At 57.6% G+C, this 21,253-nt stretch carries 17 protein-coding genes and 1 other RNA gene; 5 read left to right on the top strand and 13 right to left on the bottom strand.

The window, feature by feature from the left end; translation table 11 throughout:
• Positions 1–96 precede the first annotated feature (96 nt).
• On the top strand, positions 97–3,909 hold the full coding sequence (locus KU43P_RS23665; protein WP_317659931.1) for an RNA-directed DNA polymerase: 3,813 nt from the start codon (positions 97–99) through the stop codon (positions 3,907–3,909).
• A gap of 9 nt (positions 3,910–3,918) precedes the next feature.
• On the opposite strand, the gene KU43P_RS23660 is transcribed toward KU43P_RS23665, so the two are convergent.
• The 10 genes from KU43P_RS23660 to KU43P_RS23615 all read right to left on the bottom strand — a co-directional run bounded on the left by KU43P_RS23660 (position 3,919) and on the right by KU43P_RS23615 (position 15,290).
• On the bottom strand, positions 3,919–4,200 hold the full coding sequence (locus KU43P_RS23660) for a hypothetical protein (RefSeq protein ID WP_317659930.1): 282 nt from the start codon (positions 4,198–4,200) through the stop codon (positions 3,919–3,921).
• Entirely contained in the window at positions 4,197–5,177 is a 981-nt protein-coding gene (locus KU43P_RS23655; RefSeq protein WP_317659929.1) for an integrase domain-containing protein, read from the bottom strand. Before KU43P_RS23655 ends, KU43P_RS23660 begins: the two co-directional genes overlap by 4 nt.
• 941 nt (positions 5,178–6,118) lie before the next feature.
• Positions 6,119–7,375, bottom strand: coding sequence for an integrase domain-containing protein (locus KU43P_RS23650; protein ID WP_051097997.1), 1,257 nt, complete (start codon positions 7,373–7,375; stop codon positions 6,119–6,121).
• 187 nt (positions 7,376–7,562) lie between these two features.
• Positions 7,563–7,954: a transfer-messenger RNA gene (gene ssrA / locus KU43P_RS23645) on the bottom strand.
• Positions 7,955–8,053: 99 nt separating this feature from the next.
• Positions 8,054–8,347 carry a hypothetical protein gene (locus KU43P_RS23640; protein ID WP_317659928.1) on the bottom strand — a complete coding sequence of 98 codons (294 nt, stop codon included), beginning with the start codon at positions 8,345–8,347 and terminating at the stop codon, positions 8,054–8,056.
• Positions 8,348–8,559: 212 nt separating this feature from the next.
• A complete protein-coding gene (locus KU43P_RS23635; RefSeq protein WP_317659927.1) occupies positions 8,560–8,808 on the bottom strand; it encodes a DUF3077 domain-containing protein in 249 nt (82 codons plus the stop codon).
• Positions 8,801–9,070 (bottom strand): hypothetical protein, encoded by a 270-nt coding sequence (locus tag KU43P_RS23630; RefSeq protein WP_317659926.1) that lies wholly within the window; start codon positions 9,068–9,070, stop codon positions 8,801–8,803. Before KU43P_RS23630 ends, KU43P_RS23635 begins: the two co-directional genes overlap by 8 nt.
• A 457-nt stretch (positions 9,071–9,527) precedes the next feature.
• Positions 9,528–12,338, bottom strand: a complete 2,811-nt coding sequence (locus KU43P_RS23625) for an FAD-binding and (Fe-S)-binding domain-containing protein (protein ID WP_317659925.1) — start codon at positions 12,336–12,338, stop codon at positions 9,528–9,530.
• A 74-nt stretch (positions 12,339–12,412) separates the two neighbouring features.
• On the bottom strand, positions 12,413–13,558 hold the full coding sequence (gene lldD, locus KU43P_RS23620; RefSeq protein WP_317659924.1) for an FMN-dependent L-lactate dehydrogenase LldD: 1,146 nt from the start codon (positions 13,556–13,558) through the stop codon (positions 12,413–12,415).
• Between the two features lie 61 nt (positions 13,559–13,619).
• Positions 13,620–15,290 carry a lactate permease LctP family transporter gene (locus KU43P_RS23615; RefSeq protein ID WP_317659923.1) on the bottom strand — a complete coding sequence of 557 codons (1,671 nt, stop codon included), beginning with the start codon at positions 15,288–15,290 and terminating at the stop codon, positions 13,620–13,622.
• Between the two features lie 255 nt (positions 15,291–15,545).
• On the opposite strand from KU43P_RS23615, the gene KU43P_RS23610 reads away from it, so the two are divergent.
• Complete coding sequence (locus tag KU43P_RS23610) at positions 15,546–16,313, top strand: FCD domain-containing protein (protein ID WP_317659922.1); 768 nt, start codon at positions 15,546–15,548, stop codon at positions 16,311–16,313.
• Between the two features lie 121 nt (positions 16,314–16,434).
• On the opposite strand, the gene smpB is transcribed toward KU43P_RS23610, so the two are convergent.
• Positions 16,435–16,917: an SsrA-binding protein SmpB gene (gene smpB, locus KU43P_RS23605; protein ID WP_317659921.1), complete on the bottom strand. Its 483-nt coding sequence runs from the start codon at positions 16,915–16,917 to the stop codon at positions 16,435–16,437.
• 163 nt (positions 16,918–17,080) lie between these two features.
• On the opposite strand from smpB, the gene KU43P_RS23600 reads away from it, so the two are divergent.
• Complete coding sequence (locus KU43P_RS23600) at positions 17,081–17,515, top strand: type II toxin-antitoxin system RatA family toxin (RefSeq protein ID WP_317659920.1); 435 nt, start codon at positions 17,081–17,083, stop codon at positions 17,513–17,515.
• A 72-nt stretch (positions 17,516–17,587) separates the two neighbouring features.
• On the opposite strand, the gene bamE is transcribed toward KU43P_RS23600, so the two are convergent.
• Positions 17,588–18,121 (bottom strand): outer membrane protein assembly factor BamE, encoded by a 534-nt coding sequence (bamE, locus tag KU43P_RS23595; protein WP_317659919.1) that lies wholly within the window; start codon positions 18,119–18,121, stop codon positions 17,588–17,590.
• A gap of 97 nt (positions 18,122–18,218) precedes the next feature.
• Here bamE and fur point away from each other — a divergent pair, with 97 nt between their 5' ends.
• Positions 18,219–18,623: a ferric iron uptake transcriptional regulator gene (fur, locus tag KU43P_RS23590; RefSeq protein ID WP_008096237.1), complete on the top strand. Its 405-nt coding sequence runs from the start codon at positions 18,219–18,221 to the stop codon at positions 18,621–18,623.
• A gap of 191 nt (positions 18,624–18,814) precedes the next feature.
• Here fur and recN read toward each other — a convergent pair whose 3' ends face one another.
• Positions 18,815–20,488 (bottom strand): DNA repair protein RecN, encoded by a 1,674-nt coding sequence (recN, locus tag KU43P_RS23585; RefSeq protein WP_317659918.1) that lies wholly within the window; start codon positions 20,486–20,488, stop codon positions 18,815–18,817.
• Between the two features lie 173 nt (positions 20,489–20,661).
• Between recN and grpE the strand changes: the two genes are divergently transcribed.
• On the top strand, positions 20,662–21,234 hold the full coding sequence (gene grpE / locus KU43P_RS23580) for a nucleotide exchange factor GrpE (RefSeq protein WP_317659917.1): 573 nt from the start codon (positions 20,662–20,664) through the stop codon (positions 21,232–21,234).
• Positions 21,235–21,253: the final 19 nt, after the last annotated feature.

Genomic DNA, 21,253 nt, shown 5'->3' with positions numbered 1-21,253 from the left:
TGCGGGGTAGGTATGCATACGATATGTAGTGATTTCAATTAGTTTGTAATTAGTAACAACAAATTAGAATGATTGTAAATTTCTGAGCTATGAAAAATGGGATTACTTGCAAGTAAATATCGTGCGCTACAACCTACCTTTGAGTATCTGACAGATAAAGTTGTGCTTGCTCAAGCCTGGAAAAAGGCGCATCAGTATATTCGGTCGACGAATTGGTACGCTGACAATTTTGAGCTCGATAGGTCTGCACTAGATCTAGATGAACGTCTCAATCATTGGATTGCAGAATTAAAGAGCCCTGAATTTTCTTTCGACGCATTACGGCTAGTGCCTGCGCCTAAAGCTGAGCGTTGGGCTTTTGTTAAGGCTCAAGATCTAAATGTATTAGATATGGGGTTGCACGATTGGACTTTTGATGCATCAGAAACTTATACTCATAGATGGTCTCCCGAGGCAAAAAAACCGAAACCACTTAGACCTTTAGCCCATGTTTCCATTCGTGATCAATGCTTACTGATGGCGCTCATGATGTGCTTGGTAAATAAGGTCGAATCTAGTCAAGGTAATGCGGCTACACCTCTAAATGAAGTCCACCAGAAAAAAATAGTGAATTATGGTAATCGCCTCTATTGTCAGTTCAAGGGCTCTGATGCGACATTCGCATGGGGTAACAGTACGAGCTATAGTAAGTACTTTTCGGATTACCAAAAATTCCTTGCCAGGCCTTTATATTTTGGGGCGGAGGCGCTGCAGCAGAAGCACAAGGGGCAACAAGTCTTTGAAGTTCATTTAGATATAGCTAAGTTTTACGATAATATAGATCGTAACAAGTTAGTGTCTGGTATTAGAGACCTGTGTGATAACAATCAAGATCCGATCGTTGAGCGGTTGCTAGAAAGCCTTGTTAGTTGGAAGTGGGACGCAGCTAGTCCAGCTATTTATGAAGAAGTATGCAAAAGTGATCAAGAAAATATTCCAAGTGGGATCCCGCAGGGCTTGGTTGTGGGTGGTTTTCTAGCGAATATTTATCTTTTGAATTTTGATGAGGTGGCTCAGGCTCTAATAGGTCAAGATCTTTCGGATAAAATCCGTCTTGTAGATTACTGTCGCTATGTCGACGATATGAGATTGATTCTGTTAGTGGACGACGGTATTCGTTCGGAAGAAATTAGGTCTGTGATTGATGAAAAGATAGGTTGCTATCTTCTAGCGCTTGGCCTGAAATTCAATCATGATAAGACTAAAGTAGAGAAGTTTATATATAAGCGTTCTGGAATTTCTACGAAACTTAAGGATATTCAAAGCAAGGTCAGCGGCCCGTTATCTGCCTCGGAAGTAGATGAGCAGCTTGGTCATCTGGAGGGACTGATTGGTCTGGCGGACAGTCTGCGAGACTCCCAAACTGATCAGGATAACACCAACCCGCTTGCAATTATCGAAGCGCCTAGTAATGACGTTCGTGATGACACGCTGTTACGATTTTCGGCTAATAAGATTCATTCTTTGTTGAAGCAAAAGCGAAGTTTTTTTTCGCAAGAACTAGATGAAAATGGTAACCCTAAACCAGGAACCTGGGATTACCTACAGGAAAGGATGGCCCGAAAATTTATTTCATGTTGGAGTAAAGATCCATCTTTAACTCTTTTGTTGAAAAAAGGATTAGAACTATTTCCAGATAAGCGAATCCTGAAGCCTGTGTTGGGTCAGCTAATGTCGGTCGCTCAGCGTGAGGCTGAAGTCCACCAACAGCAAGTTGCTCAATATTGTTTGGGGGAGATTTTTCGTCATGCGGCAACAGTAATACACACAAAAGATAAATGGACATTTCCAGCGCATGCTGACACAAATGGTTTTTTTGAGCACCTGCAAAATCTAGCGGTAGATATCATTTCTTCTTCGTCTGCTCATAAAAATCTTATTGATCAGGCAATGTTTTATTGCTTGGTTAGGAATGACTCTCCCTTAGATCAAGATACAAATAGTGATGATTTTAATGTCATTACAAAGATGATGAAGGGATATCGTAATACTTCAGCAAAAATGAGTGCCGCCGATTTTGTGGCAAATGCACTTCTATCCTATCAGTTGTCGTGTGATAAGGGATTGGTCGTTCGTGCTGTCAGTTGTTTGCTAGAAAAGGCTTTTGCAAAGATTTTTCCTTTTCCTGCCGGTAGTCTATGTAGATTAGATGTAAAAATATTTTGCAAAAAAATAGCTGTTGAGTCACCAGCTTTTTTGTCTGCCTTAGCTGATTATGCGAAAAATAACGATTGCCGTTGGATATCTGAATGCAAAGACGTTATGGAAAAGGCCGGCCTATTTCAGTTGGCCATTACCGGCGACCTTAACCGTTTTAATGGAAAGCCTATTTCATTACTTGGGGTTGTCAAAAGGTCAGATAATCCGTTTGCACATGAGAATTCCGCTCTTGCTTTGTTGCAGGCATTGCTGAGTGGTGGTGACTTCGATTGTGAATTGGGTTCTTTAACTGAATATTCGTTAGATCTCATTTCTAATATTGATCTAGGGAAGTGTACGATAACATGCTCAAACTGGGGCAAGATTCAGTCGTTGGATGTTCGATTCAGTATCGTGATTGACTTCGATGAAGATCCGATATTTCCTTTGCCGGAATGGATCGAGGAAAATCACAAGCCTCTATACAGGTTAGGCATCTTCCTCCGTAGTTGCTTAATGGGAAATGTTGACTGGTCTTCAATGAGCTCTGCTGACTCAAGTCAGGCTCGATATATAGGTTTGAGATCGAGTTTTGTGAAGCGTCAGTTAGGCATGATGCACTCTCCTGAAGCTTTGAATGGTGAGACGGCACCTATGTCTAACTGGGTTTCCAGTCTTTTGTTTGCTTTACTGCAATGGCCGGGAACCAATTTGCACGAGGGGAATTATGAATGGCCAAAAATTTGGGATATTAAATCCCTTCAGAAATTAACAATTGAGCGCTTGAGGTATCAGAAGAAACTATTCTGTACGATGACAGGTATTCCTGCATATGTAGAAAGATTTAGCTTTGATTGGCAGAAAGACAAGAAGTCACTAAAGGTTGTTATGGTCCAATCTTTGTTGCCATTGAAGGGCGACTTCCAAGAGCATGGGCTTATGTTGGATACACCAAAATATAGGTCTAGACACCGTAGGCACATAGCTTCTGTTGCTGAGTTGATTTTACACAAAGCTCATAGTCAGCGTAGTATTGATGATCTTAACTACAAAGATAGTAGTATAGATCTTATAATTTGGCCGGAATTATCAGTTAGTGAACAAGATACTGATATTTTGCATCAGCTCGCGAATAAAACTGGGGCAATGATCTTTACAGGTTTAACTTTTATGAAGCTTCATGGGGTGGAGGGTCCTAATAATGTAGCAAAATGGCTCATACCTCAAAAGCTTTCAGCGGGTAAGAAATTTATAAGTAGGCTTCAGGGTAAGTTTAATATGATGAAGGACGAAGTAGGCAAGGTGAAACCTTGGCGCCCTTATCAGCTGTTAATTGAGTTAGTTCACCCGGCTTTTCCGAAGGATAAAGGATTTACGCTCTCGGGGTCAGTATGCTACGATGCTACTGATATAAAAATTAGTGCTGACTTGAAAGATAAGTCGGATGCATACTTGGTCGTTGCATTGAATCAAGATGTGACCACATTTGATTCAATGGTGGATGCTTTGTATTATCACATGTACCAGCATGTTGCGCTGGTTAATACAAGTGAGTTTGGCGGTTCGGTTGCAAAGGCGCCATATAAAGAACGCTATGATAAACTTATAACTCATGTTCATGGTTCTAATCAAGTGTCGATATCTTCTTTTGAAATGAACATGTTTGATTTTCGCAGCGTTGGGTCTAGTTATAGGTCTGGTAAAAAGGTAAAAACTAAACCTGCAGGGTGAGCTGGCTTGTTATAGGAAGTTTTTAAAGGTGTTTTGTTTTTCAAGGCGCTTTATTATTAGTCTGATGGTGATTTTATAGTAATTCCAAGTGGCTTCGCTTCGGCCATTTTTTTTGTTTGCAAGAAACCAAGCAATATGTTTGCGTTTCCAGGGCCATGGATTATCTCTACTCCACCGATCAGCGATTGCTGCTTGAATTGTCTTCGCCTGGCAAATGTGGCGTTGGCGGGTGGAGTAAGAACCGGTCAAAACGCTTGCCAGGAATAGGTCCATGTCGAATGACTTACTCATGCGCGCCCTCCAATGTAGGCAGCTACCACATCGACTCGACCGTGCCCCAGTTCATAGCTGATTTGCCTTCGTGCCTCACGATCAAGGTTCTTATCTACGAGGTAATACTGGCCTCCGTTGATAGGGGCACAGTGTTGGGTGATTTGTTCATAGCGCTCACATGCGTATGCCGCTCGCAGCTCATGGAAGCCTTTTAGGTTGTGTGCATGCAGGATGCACCGCACAGGGCGGATGATTTTTTGCAGAAAATTCAGATAGCTTTCGTCTGGCGCAATTAGGTTGTGGCTACCAGCAGGCGACACCTGCCGTGCAAACCCAAGCGCACCTCGAATATGGTCGTCCACCGCAATCCAACGCGGTGCCGAAGCGCCGGAACGACCGCCTTTGGTGCCATCCTGAATATTAATTCTGCCTAGGTCGTTAGCCTCACGGGTTAGCCGTGGCAGGTCAGCCAAGATGGTCTCACGCAGGCGCATGCCTGTGGCTCGCGCCAACAATACGATCGCGGCGGCCAGTCTCTGGTCACGACTGCAAAGCGCATCGACGATTTGCTCAACCTGTTTGCGATTCTGGCCCTGAGGGACTGCGTGACGAACCCCGCTGCGCTGCATACCCAACGCCTTGCTCGGACTGGGCAACTTCACGTACTGATCACCGCGAAGCGCTGCCATGGTTCTGTTAACGCTGGATAGCCGGTTTTGTGCGGTGCTGACGGCGAGATCACCACGCCTAACAATGTCGCGCAGATACGCCGCATAGTCGGCCAATACCTTTCGATCAATCTGCCGCGCATCATTGATACCGGGGCCCTGATCGGAGCGGCACCACTTCACGAATGCCTGCCACCGATCACAGTGCGCTTTGACCGTGCCGTAGTGGCCTCCGCCAAACATGTCTTTCAGCGCCTGCGGCCCTGCATAGCTCAGTTGCCTGCCGTAACCGAAATTACGACCATCGCGTCTACCCACCAATGCCATGTCAGTCACCTCATCAGCCGATCTCCGATCCTCGCCCCACGTCATCCCGCCAAGAATGCTGAGTGTTATCAGGGATCAAGGCCCCTGCGACCTGTGGGGATGTCCTCTAGCGCGGGACTGGCGGCTCCTTACGACCGGGAGCAAGGGCATCTCATGACCTGGCCTCCTGAACACCGTTACCGGTGGGCGGGGGGAGGCAGCGCTGGCTGACGAGACCAGCGCCTGAAGATCCTGAGCCAGGTGCAAGCAGCAATGCGATGACCGGGGCATGCCTGACTGTCAGTCAGATGCAGTCCATTCCTTGGTCTGCGGCACCATCATCTACAGCGCTGTTGCTGGTGACATCGGCGTTTGTCACGCCGATTGTCACGAGGGGGAATGCCGCAAAGCCTTGTGCAATGAGGGCTGCAGCAGTGGTAGAAGTGCCCGTCTCTTTCCAGAAGAAAGAGACGGGCGCAGGTTGGCGCAAGATTCGGCCAAGCGGATAGGTTGCTGCAGGGCAGCGAGGTACGGTGTGTCTGGCGTACGAGCGCTATAGGTATAAGAGCATCCATCACATGGGTAGTGACTGGGCGAGCTGCCGGATGCGAATCGCCCTTGGGCTGAACCACCGCCAGAGCGGCGTGACCTTTAAGGCTCGGGTCACCTGGGGTGCTGTCATCGACAGCCTTTGCACGGCCAGTTCTACGCCTGTGGATAAACCCGGTCAAGGGCCGAAATTAAGCCCCTTGAGGACGTGAAAAGCGGTTATCCATCGGTGGAATTACTTGGTAAATCCCGGACAACGTCGTGGCTTTTAGCTCTTCAAAATGAGGTCCATCCAAACAGGGCGGCTTTGCAGCCCTGTTTGGATGGACCCGCGCTGAGAAGCAGATAAGCGAGGCTTCTTGCCCCGAATCTTGGACGTTCAGTTGTTTCCGCAATTCTTGCGCCGTACAGAGCTAGCGGATCGGTACCACGTTCTTGTCTCTGACTTGACCGTATGCTGAGGCAAGCAGGCTGCCGGTGGCGGCTTTCTGGATGTACTCACTCCACCAGGCCATCATCGGTCGTCTGCGTTCAATGTAGTCGGCTCGGTTGTAGGCGCTGCGCACCTCATCCTTGTCGACATGCGCCAGTGCGACCTCAATGAGTTCGGGGTCCCACCCATGTTCATTCAAGATGGTGCTGGCCATCGAGCGCATACCGTGGCTGACCAATCGATCCTGAAAGCCCATGCGTTTCAATGCCATGTTGGCGGTCTGGCTATTGGCGTGGGTGCGTGGATTTCTATCGGCCGGGAAGACGTATTCGCGATGGCCGCTGTGAGTCTTCAGTGACTCCAATAGTGCGACAGCATGATCACTCAACGGGATGCTGTGTGGACGGCGCTTCTTCATACGCTCCGGTGGGATAGTCCAGACACGCCTTTCGAAGTCAATGTCTGCCCAGCGAGTAGTCGCCGCCTCGGCGGGGCGGGTCATCGTGTGCAACTGCCATTCGATCAGGCAGCGGGTGGTGCGTTTGATGCTGGCGTTCGCGATCTCCAGCATGAGCTCCGGGAGCTCTTCGGGTGGAAGCGCAGCCATGTTCTCTTTTTTGGGCTTCTTGAAGACTGCCCTGATGCCGCTGAGCGGGTTGGCGAAGATCAGGCCGGAGTTTACGCCGTAGGTCATGATCTCATTTAGTCGCTGGCTGAGACGCTTGACCGTCTCCAGGCTGCCTTTCGCTTCGATTGGGCGAAGCAATGCGATCACCATCGGAGCGGTGATCTTCGTCAGTGGCGTCGTCTTCAAATCGGGGAACACGTGCAGCGTGAGCGATCGCCAAATGTCCTCGGCGTAGGCCGGGGTGACCGAGTCTTTCTTGAGTTCAAACCAGGCGGTGGCCACGTTCTCGAAGGTGTGTTCGGTTTCCGCGCGTTTGGCTTCATTCAACGTATTGCGCTGCACCTTCGGATCGATGCCTTGAGCGAGCAGCTCGCGGGCTTCGACTGCCTTCTTTCGTGCGTTCGCCAGTGACAGTTCGGGGTAGGTCCCGAAGCCAATGTTGATGCGCTTCTTGGTCACCGGTTCGCGGTAGTTGAAATTCCACAGCAACGAGCCGTTGCTGCGTACGCGGAGCTGCAAACCGTCACCGTCAGTGAGGACATAATCCTTGGACGCGGGTTTGACTCCTTTGAGCTGTCGATCGGAGAGGCGGAGGTTTTGAGCAGGCATGAGATTGTCCTCAAGCACTGATTCGGTATTCCAAAGATTAGCAGCGGATGAGCTGGAATACCGTCTGGAATACCCGAATGGCTGGAACTCAAAAACTCTTGAAAGACCGCAAAAGCGCTGGAGGCCGCGGATTTACTGGGTCGCAGGCACAAAAAAAGACGTCCGTGGACGTCTTTTTTTGATCATTTGGTGGAGCCGGGGGGATTTGAACCCCCGTCCGCCAGTACTCCGCTGTCGGTACTACATGCTTAGCCGTGTCTACTGAGTTAATCCGCAGCCGCCCGACGGGCAGGGTGCTTTGGACGAGTTGGGTAAGTTTTAGTCGCTTTGCCCCCAACGTGCTACACGACGATCCTGTTCTGTATGACAATCATTTCGGGTTTACAGGCATCCCCTGATGATTGCTGGAGCCGAAGCTACCAGGAGAGCGGGCTCAGCTGCTTACGCAGCGAGAGCGTAGCCCTCGTAGTTTTCGTCATTGGCAACTATAGAAAGTTGCAACAGTGGATTTACGAGTTCTGTTACCAACTCGGCATGCACCTAGAGTTTCGCTACCGGCGTCGAATCCTGATCGGCCCCACACTCAGCTCTAGCTGACGTACCTTTCGGCACGTGCGGCTGAGTATACGCCTTTGTGCGGGCGGCGTCGACTGCGGGTTCTAGCCGCCCGCTCAAGGCTCATGCGCCGCTGCCGCCGGCCGAGCCGCTGCCTTTGTCGGTTTTCTCCAGGCGTTCGAGCACTTTGCTAGTGATGGCAATGCATTTTTTGTTGTCACCAGAGGCCTGGGCGGCCTTGGCTTCGTCCACGTGTTCGGTCAGGGCTTTATCGAGGCCTTCGGAGGTGGCGCCGGCGGTGGCCATGCTGTCGTCGATTTTCTGCAGGTTGGCGGCGCAGAGGTCGTCGGCGGCGAACACCGGGGACGCCAGGAGGGTGGCGGCCGCGAAGAGGGCGGAAAGCGCAGTACCTTTCATGGGTGTCTCCTTTCAAGGCCTCTGGAAGGTGGGCCTGTAAGGGTGGACTGTTGGGGGAGAACAGGGGTTCCATCGCGGTGATGGCGTGGCGGTACGATGGTATGTAGCGGGATGTTGCTGGTCTGCCGGGTGATGTGGCGTCCGGGCTGGCCTCATCGCCGGCAAGCCGGCTCCCACGCCGATTTGGTGGGTGGGGCGGCTGCGGCGAACGGTCAGGGGGATTTGTGAATGCCGCGTTCCATGTCGTCGATCAGGGCTTTGGCCAGTTCGCTGAGGATTCGCGCAGCGCTCCCGGCTTGGCGGTCGTTTTCCATTTCGGCTTCGGTAGTCAGGTGGCGGATGCAGCCGAGCAGGACAGAGAGCTGGCTGAACGCGTGGTCGAAGGGGACGCCGGGTTGCAGGCGGAACAGGTCGAAGGTTTCTTGGCCGGCGGTTTTGGCGTTTCTGATCAAGTCATTCATTGCTTTGACCTCCAGCTTTGGCATTGTGCAGGCCGGTCAAGGCGTGCTCGATCAGGGCTCTGGAGGTTTCGCTGGCATGGGCGGCGTTGCCTAGCATGCTCAGGCCGGATTCGCCTGAATGGGTACGGCAGTGTTCGTCGATGGTTTCGGCGACGCCGCGCAGGAGCTCGCTGGCGTGGGCCAGGGCGTCGGGTGGGGGCATGTCGCTGTGGATGGAGAAGTAGGGGCTGGAGCGGGGTGGGTCGGGGACGATTTTTTTCATGGCTTTCCCAGTTTGTTTACTGAACAGGAGCTGCCAACCCGATCCTTCTCACGGGAGTAGGGTGGCAGCCATGCGCGGGGTGAGAAACCGGTAAACATGGGAAAGCCGGCCAGACCGAAGTCTGCCCGCGCAGGGCTGCCATAACGAGGCTGCTGTCATGTTTACAGGGTTCTCACACCCACATCGTTCGAAAACGACCCAGGGAAATTAGCCCCGATGGCTGTGAGCAACAACAGCGAAACGTCAGTAGCGGTCGTAGGATAATTCCCAAAGTGTCCAATTCAGAAGGATTTGGTTTCAGGTTGGGAAAAATCGTACGGCTGGAGGGGGTAGGCGAGGGCTTCGCCCTCGATCGCTGGCAAGCCAGCTCCTACAGGTACCGCGCCGCTTTATTGTCCAGCGCAGTGCCTGTGGGAGCTGGCTCCAGCGATGGGCCGCGAAGCGGCCCCGGGATGGCTCAGATGCTGCGCGGGCGGGTGACGCGATCTACCAGGTAGACCAGCCCGTGATAGTCGATGCCGCTATGGCTGGACAACCCGATCTCGCAGGTCCGGCTGGTGGAAATCCCTTCACTGCAATACTGCACTGCATCCTTCAAGCTACGCAGCGAATGTGCATTCAGCTCAGGCGTAGTGAAGCCCTTGTCCCCGGCAAACCCGCAACAATGGATCCCCTCAGGAATCACCACCTGCTTGCTGCACAGCCGCGCCAGATCAATCAGCGCCTGGCTCTCGCCCAGGTGCTGGGTACTGCACGTCACATGCACGGCAACGGGTTCCTCTTGTGGCGTGAACTCCAGCTTGTCCATCAGATGAGTGCGTATGAAACGCACCGGGTCATACAGGTCCAGCCGGGTTTCGCCCAGGTCCTGCACCAGGCGCAAGGTGCACGGGCTGGTGTCGCAATAGATCGGGTCGAGCCCGCCGCGGCTGGCGTGCAGCAGGGCGTTGATCAGCTCCTGGCGCTTGTGCTCGGCCTGCTCGGGATAGCCCTTCGAGGCAAACGGCTGGCCGCAGCACAGGCTGTCGGCATTGTCGGGAAACACCACCTGGTAACCGGCCTTTTCCAGCAGGGCGCGGGTCTTGTCGAGCAGTGAGCTTTGCTCGCGGTCGGCGTAGGCGGGGCCCATCACGCGTGATACACAGGCCGCCAGATACACCACCCGCGGGCGGGCATCGTTGTGCGCCTGGCCAAGGTCGATGCTGCGCAGGGGCTGCGGCATGGCCGGGGTCCATTGCGGCAGGCGACCGTTGCTTGCCTTGCTCAGGCTCGCGCTCAGGCGGCCCAGGCGTGGGGCACCCAGCAGTTTGCGGGCGGTGTTGGCGGCGGTGAGGGTAAGGCGAGCGCCGCCAAGGGCAGTGTGGAAGTGCTCGGCCAGCCAGTCGGCCGTCTTGCCGTGCTCGGCGGCTTGGCTGCGCAACTTCTTCACCAGCTCGCCGGTGTTGATGCCCACCGGGCAGCGCTGGGCGCACAGGCCGGTGGCGGCGCAGGTGTCGATGCCCTGGTACTGGTAGGTCCGCAGCAACTCGCGGGTGTCGATGCCGGCGCGTTTCTTGGCCTGGATGTCGCGCCACATGACGATGCGCTGGCGGGGGCTGAGGGTCAGGCCTTTGGACGGGCACACCGGTTCGCAGAAACCGCACTCGATGCACTTGTCGACGATCTCGTCGGCGGCGGGCAGCGGCTTGAGGTTTTTCAGGTGGATGTCAGGATCGTTGCTCAGCACCACGTCGGGGTTGAGGATGCTGTTGGGGTCGAGCAGGCGCTTGAGTGCCCACATCAACTGGTAGGCATCATGGCCCCACTCCAGCTCCACGAACGGCGCCATGTTGCGCCCGGTGCCATGCTCGGCCTTGAGCGAACCGCCGAATTCCACGGCCACCAGCTGGGCCACGTCGTCCATGAAGGCCTGGTAGCGCGCGACTTCTTCGGTGCTGTTGAAGCCCTGGGTAAAGACGAAGTGCAGGTTGCCCTCCAGGGCATGGCCGAAGATGATCGCCTCGTCGTAGTGGTGCTTGTCGAACAACTGGATCAGGCGGTTGACGCCTTCGGCCAGTTGCTCGACGGGGAAGGTCACGTCTTCGATGATGACCGTGGTGCCGGTCTGGCGCACGGCGCCGACGGCGGGGAAGGTGTCTTTGCGGATTTTCCACAGCTGGTTGTATACGGCCGGGTCTTCGCTGAATTCGACCTTCTGTTCCAACGGGTAGTCGGCAATCGATGCCATGACCTGCTGCAGTTGTTCGTGCAGCAGGCTCTGGCTGGCGGCGCGGGACTCGATCAGCAAGGCGCAGGCGTTGTCCGACAGGCCTTTTACCCACAGCGGCATGCCGGGCATGTTCTGCACCGAGCGCAGGCTGCGGCGGTCGAGCAGCTCTACTGCAGACACGGGCTGGCGCTTGAGTACGGTGACGGCGCGGCAGCAGCTTTCCACGCTGGGGAAAACCAGCAAAGCACTGGCCTTGTGCGGGTGGTCGGGCACGGTGTCGTAGGTGACGGCGCTGATGAAGCCCAAGGTGCCTTCGGAACCAACCAGCAGGTGTTGCAGGATATCCAGCGGCTGGTCGTAGTCCACCAGCGCGTTGAGTGACAGACCTGTGGTGTTCTTCAGGCGGTACTTGTGCCGGATGCGGTCGGCCAGTTCGGTGTTGGCGCGGGTTTCGCGACCGAGGCGAGCCAGTGATTCGAGCAGGCCGGCATGACTCTTCTCGAAGGCCGCGACGCTGACCGGGTCTTCGCTATCGAAGCGGGTGCCGTCGGCCAATACCAGGCGCAGGCCGGCGAGGGTGTGGTAGGTGTTCTGTGCGGTGCCGCAGCACATGCCGCTGGCATTGTTGGCGACGATGCCGCCGATCTTGCAGGCGTTGATCGAGGCTGGATCCGGGCCGATCTTGCGCCCGTAGGGGGCCAGCCAGGCGTTGGCCTGGGCGCCGATCACGCCGGGCTGCAGGCGGATCTGTTCGCCCTGGCCACGTATCTCCTTGCCACCCCAGTTGTCGCCGAGCACGATCAGCACCGAGTCGCTGATGGCCTGGCCAGAGAGGCTGGTGCCGGCGGCGCGGAAGGTGACCGGCACGCGCTCTCGCTGGGCCAGCTGGATCAAGCCGACCACTTCGTCTTCGGACTCGACGCGCACCACCAGTTTGGGAATCAGCCGGTAGAAGCTGGCATCGGTGCCGAAGGCCAATGTCGAAGTCGGGTCGTCGAAGCGGCGTTCGGCGGGAATCAGGTGCTCGACATCACGCAGGAACGCGGCGGGCAGGCTCATGCAATCTCCTCGCGGGGCCACGGCGTCTGGCGCGCCGAGTGCCCCGGTCATTCAGGCGGTGGTGTGGCAGGCGCTCAGGCGCCCAGTTCGCGGACCAGCGAATCGCGGCTGATTTCGCTGATCGACTTGGCGCCGGTCAGCACCATGGCCACACGCATTTCTTTCTCGAACAGCTCCAGCAGGTTCTTCACCCCGGCCTGGCCATGCACCGCCAGGGCCCAGAGGAAGGCGCGACCGATCAGCACGGTGTCGGCGCCCAGGGCGATCATGCGCACCACGTCGAGGCCGCTGCGGATGCCGGAGTCGGCGAGGATCTTCAGGTCGCCTTTGACCGCATCGGCAATCGCCGGCAGGGCGCGCGCGCTGGACAGCACGCCGTCGAGCTGGCGGCCACCGTGGTTGGACACGACGATACCGTCGGCACCGAACTTCACGGCGTCACGGGCGTCGTCGGCGTCGAGGATGCCCTTGATGATCATCGGGCCGTCCCAGAATTCGCGGATCCACTCCAGGTCCTTCCAGGAAATCGACGGGTCGAAGTTGTTGCCCAGCCAGCCGATGTAGTCGGCAAGGCCCGTGGGGTTGCCGCGGTATTTGGAGATGTTGCCCAGGTCGTGCGGGCGGCCCATTACGCCAACGTCCCAGGCCCATTCGGGGTGGGTCATGGCTTGCAATACGCGGCGCATCGGCCCGTTGGCACCGCTCATGCCGGAGTGGGCGTCGCGGTAGCGGGCGCCGGGTACGGGCATGTCGACGGTGAACACCAGGGTTTTCACGCCGGCGGCCTTGGCGCGCTCAAGGGCGTTGCGCATGAAACCGCGGTCTTTCAACACATAGAGCTGGAACCACATCGGTCGATCGATGGCTGGCGCCACCTCTTCGATCGGGCATACCGAAACGGTCGACATGGTGAACGGGATGCCATGGGCCGCCGCCGCACGCGCCGCCTGCACTTCGCCGCGGCGGGCGTACATGCCGGTAAGGCCGACCGGGGCCAGGGCCACGGGCATGCTCAGGGTTTCGTCGAACAGCTTGGTTTCGAGGCTCAGCTCGGACATGTTCTTCAGCACGCGCTGGCGCAGCGCGATGCCGGCCAGGTCCGAGACGTTGTGGCGCAGGGTGTGCTCGGCGTAGGCGCCGCCGTCGGCGTAGTGGAAGAGGAACGGAGGCAGCTTGCGTTGGGCCGCGGCGCGATAGTCGGTGGAGGCGGAAATGATCATGGATTCTCGCAGCGTGGGTTGAAGGAGATGCCGGGAGCATGGGCGCCCGGCCCCTTTCACTTTAGTGATGAACCAGCATGCCGGTCAGCCAATACGCCTGGATCAGGGTGATCAGGCCGACGATGGTGGCGAAGAACAGGCTGTGCTTGACGGTGAAGCGGAACAGGTCCGATTCCTTGCCGACCAGGCCGGTGGCGGCGCAGGCCACGGCGATGGATTGCGGCGAGATCATCTTGCCGGTCACGCCGCCGCTGGTGTTGGCGGCCACCAGCAGGGTGTCGTTGACCCCGATCTGGTGGGCGGTGGTGGCCTGCAACGAGCTGAACAGGGCATTGGACGAGGTGTCGGAGCCAGTCAGGAACACGCCCAGCCAGCCGAGGAACGGCGAGAAGAACGGGAAGGCCGCGCCGGTACCCGCCAGGACCAGGGCCATGGTCGAGGACATGCCCGAGTAGTTGGTGACGAAGGCGAACGCCAGCACCATGCCGATCGACAGGATCGGCCAGCGCAGTTCCCAGAAGGTCTCTTTGAAAGTGGTCAGACCAGTTTTGAAGTTGATCTTCAGCACCGCCATGGAAATCAGCGCGGAGAGGAAGATCGCGGTGCCGGTGGCGGAGATCGGGTCGAGCTTGAACACCGCTGGCATGGCGGTTGGCGCGGTGACGATCGGGGCGGTCTTGATCACCAGTTGGTCAAGGTGCGGGATGGCGAAGTTGAACACGAAGTTGTACATCGCGCCGCCTGGGGCGAAGGCTGCCTTGAACGGCTTCAGGGTCCAGAGGGTGACTAGCACGGTGAGGATCAGGAACGGCGACCAGGCTTTGAAGATCTCGCCGAAGCTGTACGGGCTCGGCTGGCTGCCGCTCGGTTGTACCACGGCGGCGCCGACGCTGCCTTTGGCTTCGGCGAACGAGCGCTTGGGCTGCCACACTTTCAGGAACAGGGTGAGGCAGATCAGGCTGGCCAGGGCCGAGGTGATATCCGGCAGTTCCGGGCCGATGAAGTTGGAGGTGAAGTACTGGGTCACGGCAAAGCTCAGGCCGGCAACCAGGGCGGCAGGCCAGGTTTCCTTCACGCCGCGCAGGCCGTCCATCATGAACACCAGCCAGAACGGCACGAACAGCGACAGCAGCGGCAGCTGGCGGCCGGTCATGGCGCCGATGTGGAAGGCGTCGATACCGGTGACTTGGCCGGCCACGATGATCGGGATACCGAGGGCGCCGAAGGCCACCGGTGCGGTGTTGGCGATCAGGCACAGGCCGGCGGCGTACAGTGGGTTGAAGCCCAGGCCCACCAGCAGTGCGGCGGTGATGGCCACTGGGGCGCCGAAGCCGGCCGCGCCTTCCAGGAAGGCGCCGAAGCAGAAGCCGATCAGCAGCACCTGCAGGCGTTGGTCGTCGGTGATCGACAGCACCGAGCTGCGGATCACTTCGAACTGGCCGCTCTTGACCGTGAGTTTGTACAGAAACACCGCGGCAACGATGATCCAGGCAATCGGCCAGAGGCCGTAGAGGAAGCCGTAACCTGCGGCGGCAAGGGCCATGTCGACAGGCATCTGGAAGGCGAAGATTGCCACCAGGATCGACAGGGCCAGGGTGATGCTGCCGGCGACGTGGCCTTTGAGGCGGAACACGGCGAGGGCGAGGAAGAAGAACACGATAGGGATGACCGCCGCCAGTGCGGACAGGCCGAGACTACCAAGCGGGGTATAGAGTTGTTGCCAGGTTTGCATATGGGGTGGCCCCTAATTGTTGTTGGTCAGCACTGGCATTGGATAATTGGTAAGACCAATTTACAATGGCTGGTCGCTAGGTTAAAAGCGCTGTCGCCGGTGTGTCAATTTGTCCGGTGCAAAACTTTGGTCGCGGGCCGATGAATGGGCAGCTGATCGCCAGGGAAAATCCTTGGCTGATGGGTGCTGGCGGCCGCGGGATCGGCGAGAATAGGCGCCCCCTGAAATCTGCCGGGGGTTTGTGGAGAGCATGTGATGGTTTTTGATCAGGTCCGCCAACGGCGCCTGTCCGACGACATCGTCGATCGGTTGGAAGGGATGATTCTCGAAGGTACGCTGACCTCCGGGCAGCGGCTGCCGGCCGAGCGCGTCCTCGCCGAACAGTTCGGTGTGTCGCGCCCGTCACTGCGTGAGGCGATTCAGAAGCTGGTGGCCAAGGGTTTGCTGGTCAGCCGCCAAGGCGGCGGCAACTACGTGGCCGAGTCGCTGGGGTCGACCTTCAGCGACCCGCTGCTGCAGTTGCTCGAGCACAGTGCCGAGGCTCAGCGCGACCTGCTGGAGTTTCGCCATACGCTGGAAGCTTCCTGCGCGTATTACGCGGCCCAGCGTGCTACCGAACCAGATCGTGTTCGCCTGAAAGCGGCTTTCGATACCTTGCAAGATTGCTATGCGCGGGCCGACGAGGTGACGCGTGCAGAGGAGGGGGCGGCGGATGCGCGGTTCCACCTGGCGATTGCCGAGGCCAGCCACAATGCCGTGCTGCTGCATACCATTCGTGGGCTGTTCGATCTGCTCAAGCGCAATGTGGTGACCAACATCGGTGGCATGTACCAGCAGCGTACCGAAACGCGCGACATGCTGATCAGCCAGCACCGCGAGTTGTACCTGGCGATTGTCGAGGGCAGGGCGGAGGATGCGCGCGAGGTTTCCAGCCGGCACATTCTGTATGTGCAGGAAGTGCTGGAAGAGGCGCAGGACGAAGCGCAGCGGGTGGCGCGGGCGGAGCGGCGCAGCGGGCGCTGATCTTCATTGGCCCTATCGCCGGCAAGCCGGCTCCCACAGGATCACCACATGCCTTGAGGCTTGTGGAGTACCTGTAGGAGCCGGCTTGCCGGCGATAGGGCCGTTGCAGGCTAAAGAAGTCTTACTCTTCCTTGCCCTTATTGCGCACCGCACGCTGCAGCTCGCGGTTGGAATCGCGTTCGCGCATGGTGTCGCGCTTGTCGAATTCCTTCTTGCCCTTGCCCAGTGCGATCTCGCACTTGATCAGGTGCTTGCTCCAGTACAGCGCCAGGGCCACGCAGGTGTAGCCCTTCTGCGCCACCGCAGCCTCCACACGCTCCAGCTCACGCTTGTTCAGCAGCAGCTTGCGAGTGCGGGTAGGGTCGGCGATGACGTGGGTGCTGGCGGTGTTCAGCGGGGTGATGTGGCTGCCGAACAGCCAGGCTTCGCCATCCTTGAGCAGCACGTAGCTGTCGGTCAGGTGCGCCTTGCCGGCCCGCAGGCTCTTTACTTCCCAACCGGACAGGACCAGCCCGGCCTCGAACTTGTGTTCGATGAAGTAATCGTGTCGCGCTTTCTTGTTCTGCGCGATGGTCCCGGTCGGATGTTTCTTTTGCTTAGCCATAGGGGCGGCATTATAGGCAAGTCACCGCGTCGCCGGCTACGGGATTTAGGTGAGCTTGAGCCACTGCAATGAATACCGGACAATACAGGCCCTGTCGTATGCACAGAACCTGTTTTCGGCACGCTGCGAAGCGCCGCCACCCAGCCTTGGAAGTGACGCCTGGATGACTACCCATATTCAACGCTCCGCCCTGCTGCCGTACCCTGCCCAGGCGCTGTACGATCTGGTCAACGATGTGGCCAGCTACCCGAAATTCCTGCCCTGGTGCTCGGCCTCGACGGTGATCGAAGCCAGCGACACGCACATGCGCGCCAAGCTGGAAGTGGCCAAGGGCGGCATGAGCCAGCAGTTTGTCACGCGTAATGTGCTGGTGCCGGGGCAGTCCATCGAGATGAACCTGGAGGAGGGGCCGTTCACTCAGCTGCATGGCCTGTGGGTATTCAAGCCGCTGGGTGAAAAGGCCTGCAAGATCAGCCTGGACCTGTCCTTCGACTACGCGGGGCCCATCGTGCGCGCCACCTTGGGGCCGCTGTTCAATCAAGCGGCCAATACCCTGGTGGATGCGTTCTGCCAGCGGGCCAAGCAGCTCTATGGCTGATCGCCTCTAGGCGCTTATCAGGCACGCACAAAAAAGCCCGGACGAGTCCGGGCTTTTTTGTGTCGCCGGCATTTACTGCGGCGAGGTTTCCAGTGGGGCTGGGGTCGGCACCGGGGTGGTTTCGATGGTGTCGATCTCGCGCTGGATGGATTCTTCCGTGGAGCCTGGCTTGGCAGGTTTCTCTTCCGGCTGCGGTGCGGGCTGCTCAGGCTGGGTGGCCGGGCTGACCGTGGTGTCGGTGCTACCGCCCAGGATTTCCTGGTCTTTGCTCACGCCTGGCATGAAATCACCCGACAGGTTGACCAATTGGTCACTGTCGTTGAAGAAGATGCTCATGCGTTCCTGCTGGCGTTGGCCGCCACCAGGCTGCAGACTGTACAGGTAGTCCCAACGGTTGGTGTTGAACGTATCCTGAATGAGCGGGTTGCCCATGATAAACCTTACTTGCCGGCGGGTCATTCCGGGGCGCAATTGGTCTATCATGTCTTGCGTAACGACATTGCCCTGCTGGATGTCGATTTTGTAAACCCCGGGAAACGAGCAACCGGCGAGTGCGAGCAGTCCCGCGAGGGCGAGGCTGTTTAGCAAGAGCTTGGTGTTTTGCATCGGTGGGCGACTTCCACTATCTTGGCTGGACAACGTAAACCCCGATCATACCCGTATTAAGAGAAGCTGCGAAGCAGCATCGGCGAGAAAGCTGACCATGGTTGAAAATAGCGAATTGCGCAAAGCCGGTCTCAAGGTAACCCTGCCTCGAGTCAAGATCCTTCAAATGCTCGATTCGACCGAGCAACGTCACATGAGCGCCGAGGATGTCTACAAGGCGCTGATGGAGGCTGGCGAGGACGTCGGTCTGGCAACCGTCTATCGCGTACTGACCCAGTTCGAAGCGGCGGGGCTGGTGGTACGGCACAACTTCGATGGCGGTCACGCGGTGTTCGAGCTGGCGGACGGCGGTCACCACGACCATATGGTCAACGTGGAGACCAGTGAAGTGATCGAATTCATGGATGCCGAGATCGAGCGGCGTCAGAAGGAGATCGTGGCCGAGCATGGCTACGAGCTGGTGGACCATAACCTGGTCCTGTATGTACGTAAGAAGAAGTAACGATTTCGATCGTTATGCATTGCAAAGGCGACCCTTGGGTCGCCTTTGTGCATTCTGGGGGTTGGAGATGCGGGTGGTTTTGCTGGCCCTATCGCCGGCAAGCCGGCTCCTACAGGTACAGCGCAGGGCCTTGGGCCAGCGGGACGGCTGTGGGGGCCGGCTTGCCGGCGATGGGGCCCAGGCAGAACGCATCAAGCCTTGCCGGACACCACCATCTTGCGCGCATGGGCCAACGACTCTTTCGTCAAATCGATACCGCCCAGCATTCGCGCCACTTCCTCGACACGCTCGCGCTTGCCCAAGTTGGCCACGGCAGTATGAGTGGTGTCGCTGTTGCGCACTTTATGCACAAATAGATGATGGTGCCCCTGCGCTGCCACCTGCGGCAGGTGAGTCACGGTCAACACCTGCCCGCGCTCGCCCAGCCGGCGAAGCAATTGCCCGACGATCTCGGCAGTCGGGCCGCCAATGCCGACATCGACCTCGTCGAACACCAGGGTTGGAATGCGTGAGGTCTGTGCAGTGATGACCTGGATCGCCAGGCTGATACGTGACAGCTCGCCGCCCGAAGCCACCTTTGCCAGGCCCTTGAGCGGTTGCCCTGGGTTGGCGCTGACCAGCAGCTCGATCTGCTCCAGGCCATGGGGCGACAGGTCATTGCCTTCATTGGGCGTGAGCTCGATGCAGAAGCGCCCTCCAGGCATACCCAGGCGCTGGATTTCCTGCTCCACGGCGATCGCCAGTTGTTGGGCCGCCTGCTGGCGCAACGCGCTCAGCTCGATGGCCTTTTCCTGATAGTGCAGGGCAAAGGCGGCCAGCTCCTCGCCCAGGCGCTCGATCGACTCGTCGCTAGCGTTGAGGCTTTCCAGCTCCTCCATCAACTGCTGTTGCAGATGTGGCAGCTCGGTCGGGTGCACCCGGTGCTTGCGCGCAAGGGTATAGATGGTATCCAGGCGTTCTTCGAGGGCCTGCAGGCGCATCGGGTCGGCGTCGAAGTTATCGAGGAAACGGTTGAGCTCGCCGACGGCTTCTTCTATCTGAATCTGCGCGCTGGAAATCAGATTGGCAGCTTCGCCCAGGGCTTTGGGGGTATTGGTTGCAGCGCCAAGGCGGTTGAGGCTTGAGGTAAGCGCGCTGAGCACGTTGCCCGAGTCGCTCTCGCTGCACTGGTCGATGACTTGGCGGCAGATGCCGAACAGGGCTTCGGCGTTCGTCAGGTTCTTGTGTTCCTGCTCTAGTTGCTCCAGCTCATTTTCACCCAGGCCGAGGTTGTCGAGTTCTTCCAGTTGGTAGCTGAGCAGCTGGTGGCGGGCGCGTTGTTCGTCACCGGAGTTGGACAGCCGCTCCCGTTCCAGGCGGGTCTGGTTCCAGCGTTTGGCCGCCAGTTGCACCTGGCGGGCCAGGTCGATGGCGCCGGCGTATTCGTCGAGCAGGCGGCGATGGGTATCGGTCTTGAGCAGCGACTGGTGCTCGTGCTGGCTGTGGATGTCGATCAGCAGTTCGCCGAGCGCCTTGAGGTCGCCCAGAGGGCAGGGCGTGCCGTTGATGTAGCCACGGCTACGGCCCTCGGCGGTGATGACGCGGCGCAGGATGCACGGCCCGTCGTTGTCCAGGTCGCGTTCGGCGAGCCAGGTGTGTGCTTCGGGGATGTCCACCAGGTCGAAGGTGGCGAGAATGTCCGCCTTGTCGGCGCCGGGGCGCACCACGCCGCTGTCGGCACGATCGCCCAGGGCCAGGCCGAGGGCGTCGAGCATGATCGATTTGCCGGCGCCGGTCTCGCCGGTGATGACCGACATGCCACGGGCCAGTTCGAGATCGAGGTGTTCGACGATGGCGTAGTTGTGAATGGACAGGTGCACCAGCATGGGGGCGGCTCCCGAAGATCAAGTCTGGTTATTTATACAGTACTTTTTTCGACCCTGCCAATGCCCCTCGGCGGATTCTGTAAGCGGCCGGAAAACCCGTTTGCCCCTTGAAGCTGGTTTTTCCGGCCCCATATAGCCGGCAGACACGGCGAGCTTTGCTCGTACAACAGAAATTGCAGAGGAGAGACCCCATGGCTGACGAACAGCTGAACGAGAAAGACCTTAATGCCGAAGAGGCCGCTGCAGTGGATAACGGCGCCCGCGTTCAGGAGCTCGAGGAGCAGCTGGCCGCGGCCAAGGATCAATCCCTGCGTGTCGCTGCCGAAGCGCAGAACAGCATCCGTCGCGCTGAGCAGGAAGTCGACAAGGCGCGCAAGTTCGCCCTCGAGAAGTTTGCCGGCGACCTGCTGCCAGTCATCGACAGCCTGGAACTGGCCCTGGCGCATTCGAGCGCCGAGGACGAACAGGTCAAGACCATTCGTGATGGCGTCGAGCTGACCCTGAAAATGTTTCAGGACACCCTCAAACGTTACAACCTCGAAGCCATCGACCCGCACGGCCAGCCGTTCAACGCCGAGCACCATCAGGCCATGGCCATGCAGGAAAGCGCCGAGGCAGAGCCGAACAGCGTGCTGAACGTGTTCCAGAAGGGCTACCTGCTCAATGGCCGCCTGCTGCGCCCAGCCATGGTGGTGGTCAGCAAGGCGCCGGCTGCTGCGCAACCTTCGATCGATGAGAAGGCTTGAAATCTGCCGGGGCATCCCC

Source organism: Pseudomonas sp. KU43P (assembly GCF_033095865.1).
Classification (GTDB): domain Bacteria; phylum Pseudomonadota; class Gammaproteobacteria; order Pseudomonadales; family Pseudomonadaceae; genus Aquipseudomonas.
The sequence above is the reverse complement of the archived record's forward strand: the minus strand, read 5'-3'. Positions and strand labels throughout refer to the sequence as shown.

Excerpts from the sequence above, each read along its gene's own strand:
- KU43P_RS23665 (WP_317659931.1), top strand. The coding sequence starts at position 97 with ATGGGATTACTTGCAAGTAAATATCGTGCGCTACAACCTACCTTTGAG.
- KU43P_RS23630 (WP_317659926.1), bottom strand. The coding sequence starts at position 9,070 with ATGAAAAAAATCGTCCCCGACCCACCCCGCTCCAGCCCCTACTTCTCC.
- KU43P_RS23635 (WP_317659927.1), bottom strand. The coding sequence starts at position 8,808 with ATGAATGACTTGATCAGAAACGCCAAAACCGCCGGCCAAGAAACCTTC.
- KU43P_RS23660 (WP_317659930.1), bottom strand. The coding sequence starts at position 4,200 with ATGAGTAAGTCATTCGACATGGACCTATTCCTGGCAAGCGTTTTGACC.
- KU43P_RS23615 (WP_317659923.1), bottom strand. The coding sequence starts at position 15,290 with ATGCAAACCTGGCAACAACTCTATACCCCGCTTGGTAGTCTCGGCCTG.
- KU43P_RS23655 (WP_317659929.1), bottom strand. The coding sequence starts at position 5,177 with ATGGCATTGGTGGGTAGACGCGATGGTCGTAATTTCGGTTACGGCAGG.
- KU43P_RS23650 (WP_051097997.1), bottom strand. The coding sequence starts at position 7,375 with ATGCCTGCTCAAAACCTCCGCCTCTCCGATCGACAGCTCAAAGGAGTC.
- smpB (WP_317659921.1), bottom strand. The coding sequence starts at position 16,917 with ATGGCTAAGCAAAAGAAACATCCGACCGGGACCATCGCGCAGAACAAG.
- bamE (WP_317659919.1), bottom strand. The coding sequence starts at position 18,121 with ATGCAAAACACCAAGCTCTTGCTAAACAGCCTCGCCCTCGCGGGACTG.
- recN (WP_317659918.1), bottom strand. The coding sequence starts at position 20,488 with ATGCTGGTGCACCTGTCCATTCACAACTACGCCATCGTCGAACACCTC.
- KU43P_RS23640 (WP_317659928.1), bottom strand. The coding sequence starts at position 8,347 with ATGAAAGGTACTGCGCTTTCCGCCCTCTTCGCGGCCGCCACCCTCCTG.
- KU43P_RS23625 (WP_317659925.1), bottom strand. The coding sequence starts at position 12,338 with ATGAGCCTGCCCGCCGCGTTCCTGCGTGATGTCGAGCACCTGATTCCC.
- KU43P_RS23600 (WP_317659920.1), top strand. The coding sequence starts at position 17,081 with ATGACTACCCATATTCAACGCTCCGCCCTGCTGCCGTACCCTGCCCAG.
- KU43P_RS23610 (WP_317659922.1), top strand. The coding sequence starts at position 15,546 with ATGGTTTTTGATCAGGTCCGCCAACGGCGCCTGTCCGACGACATCGTC.
- fur (WP_008096237.1), top strand. The coding sequence starts at position 18,219 with ATGGTTGAAAATAGCGAATTGCGCAAAGCCGGTCTCAAGGTAACCCTG.
- lldD (WP_317659924.1), bottom strand. The coding sequence starts at position 13,558 with ATGATCATTTCCGCCTCCACCGACTATCGCGCCGCGGCCCAACGCAAG.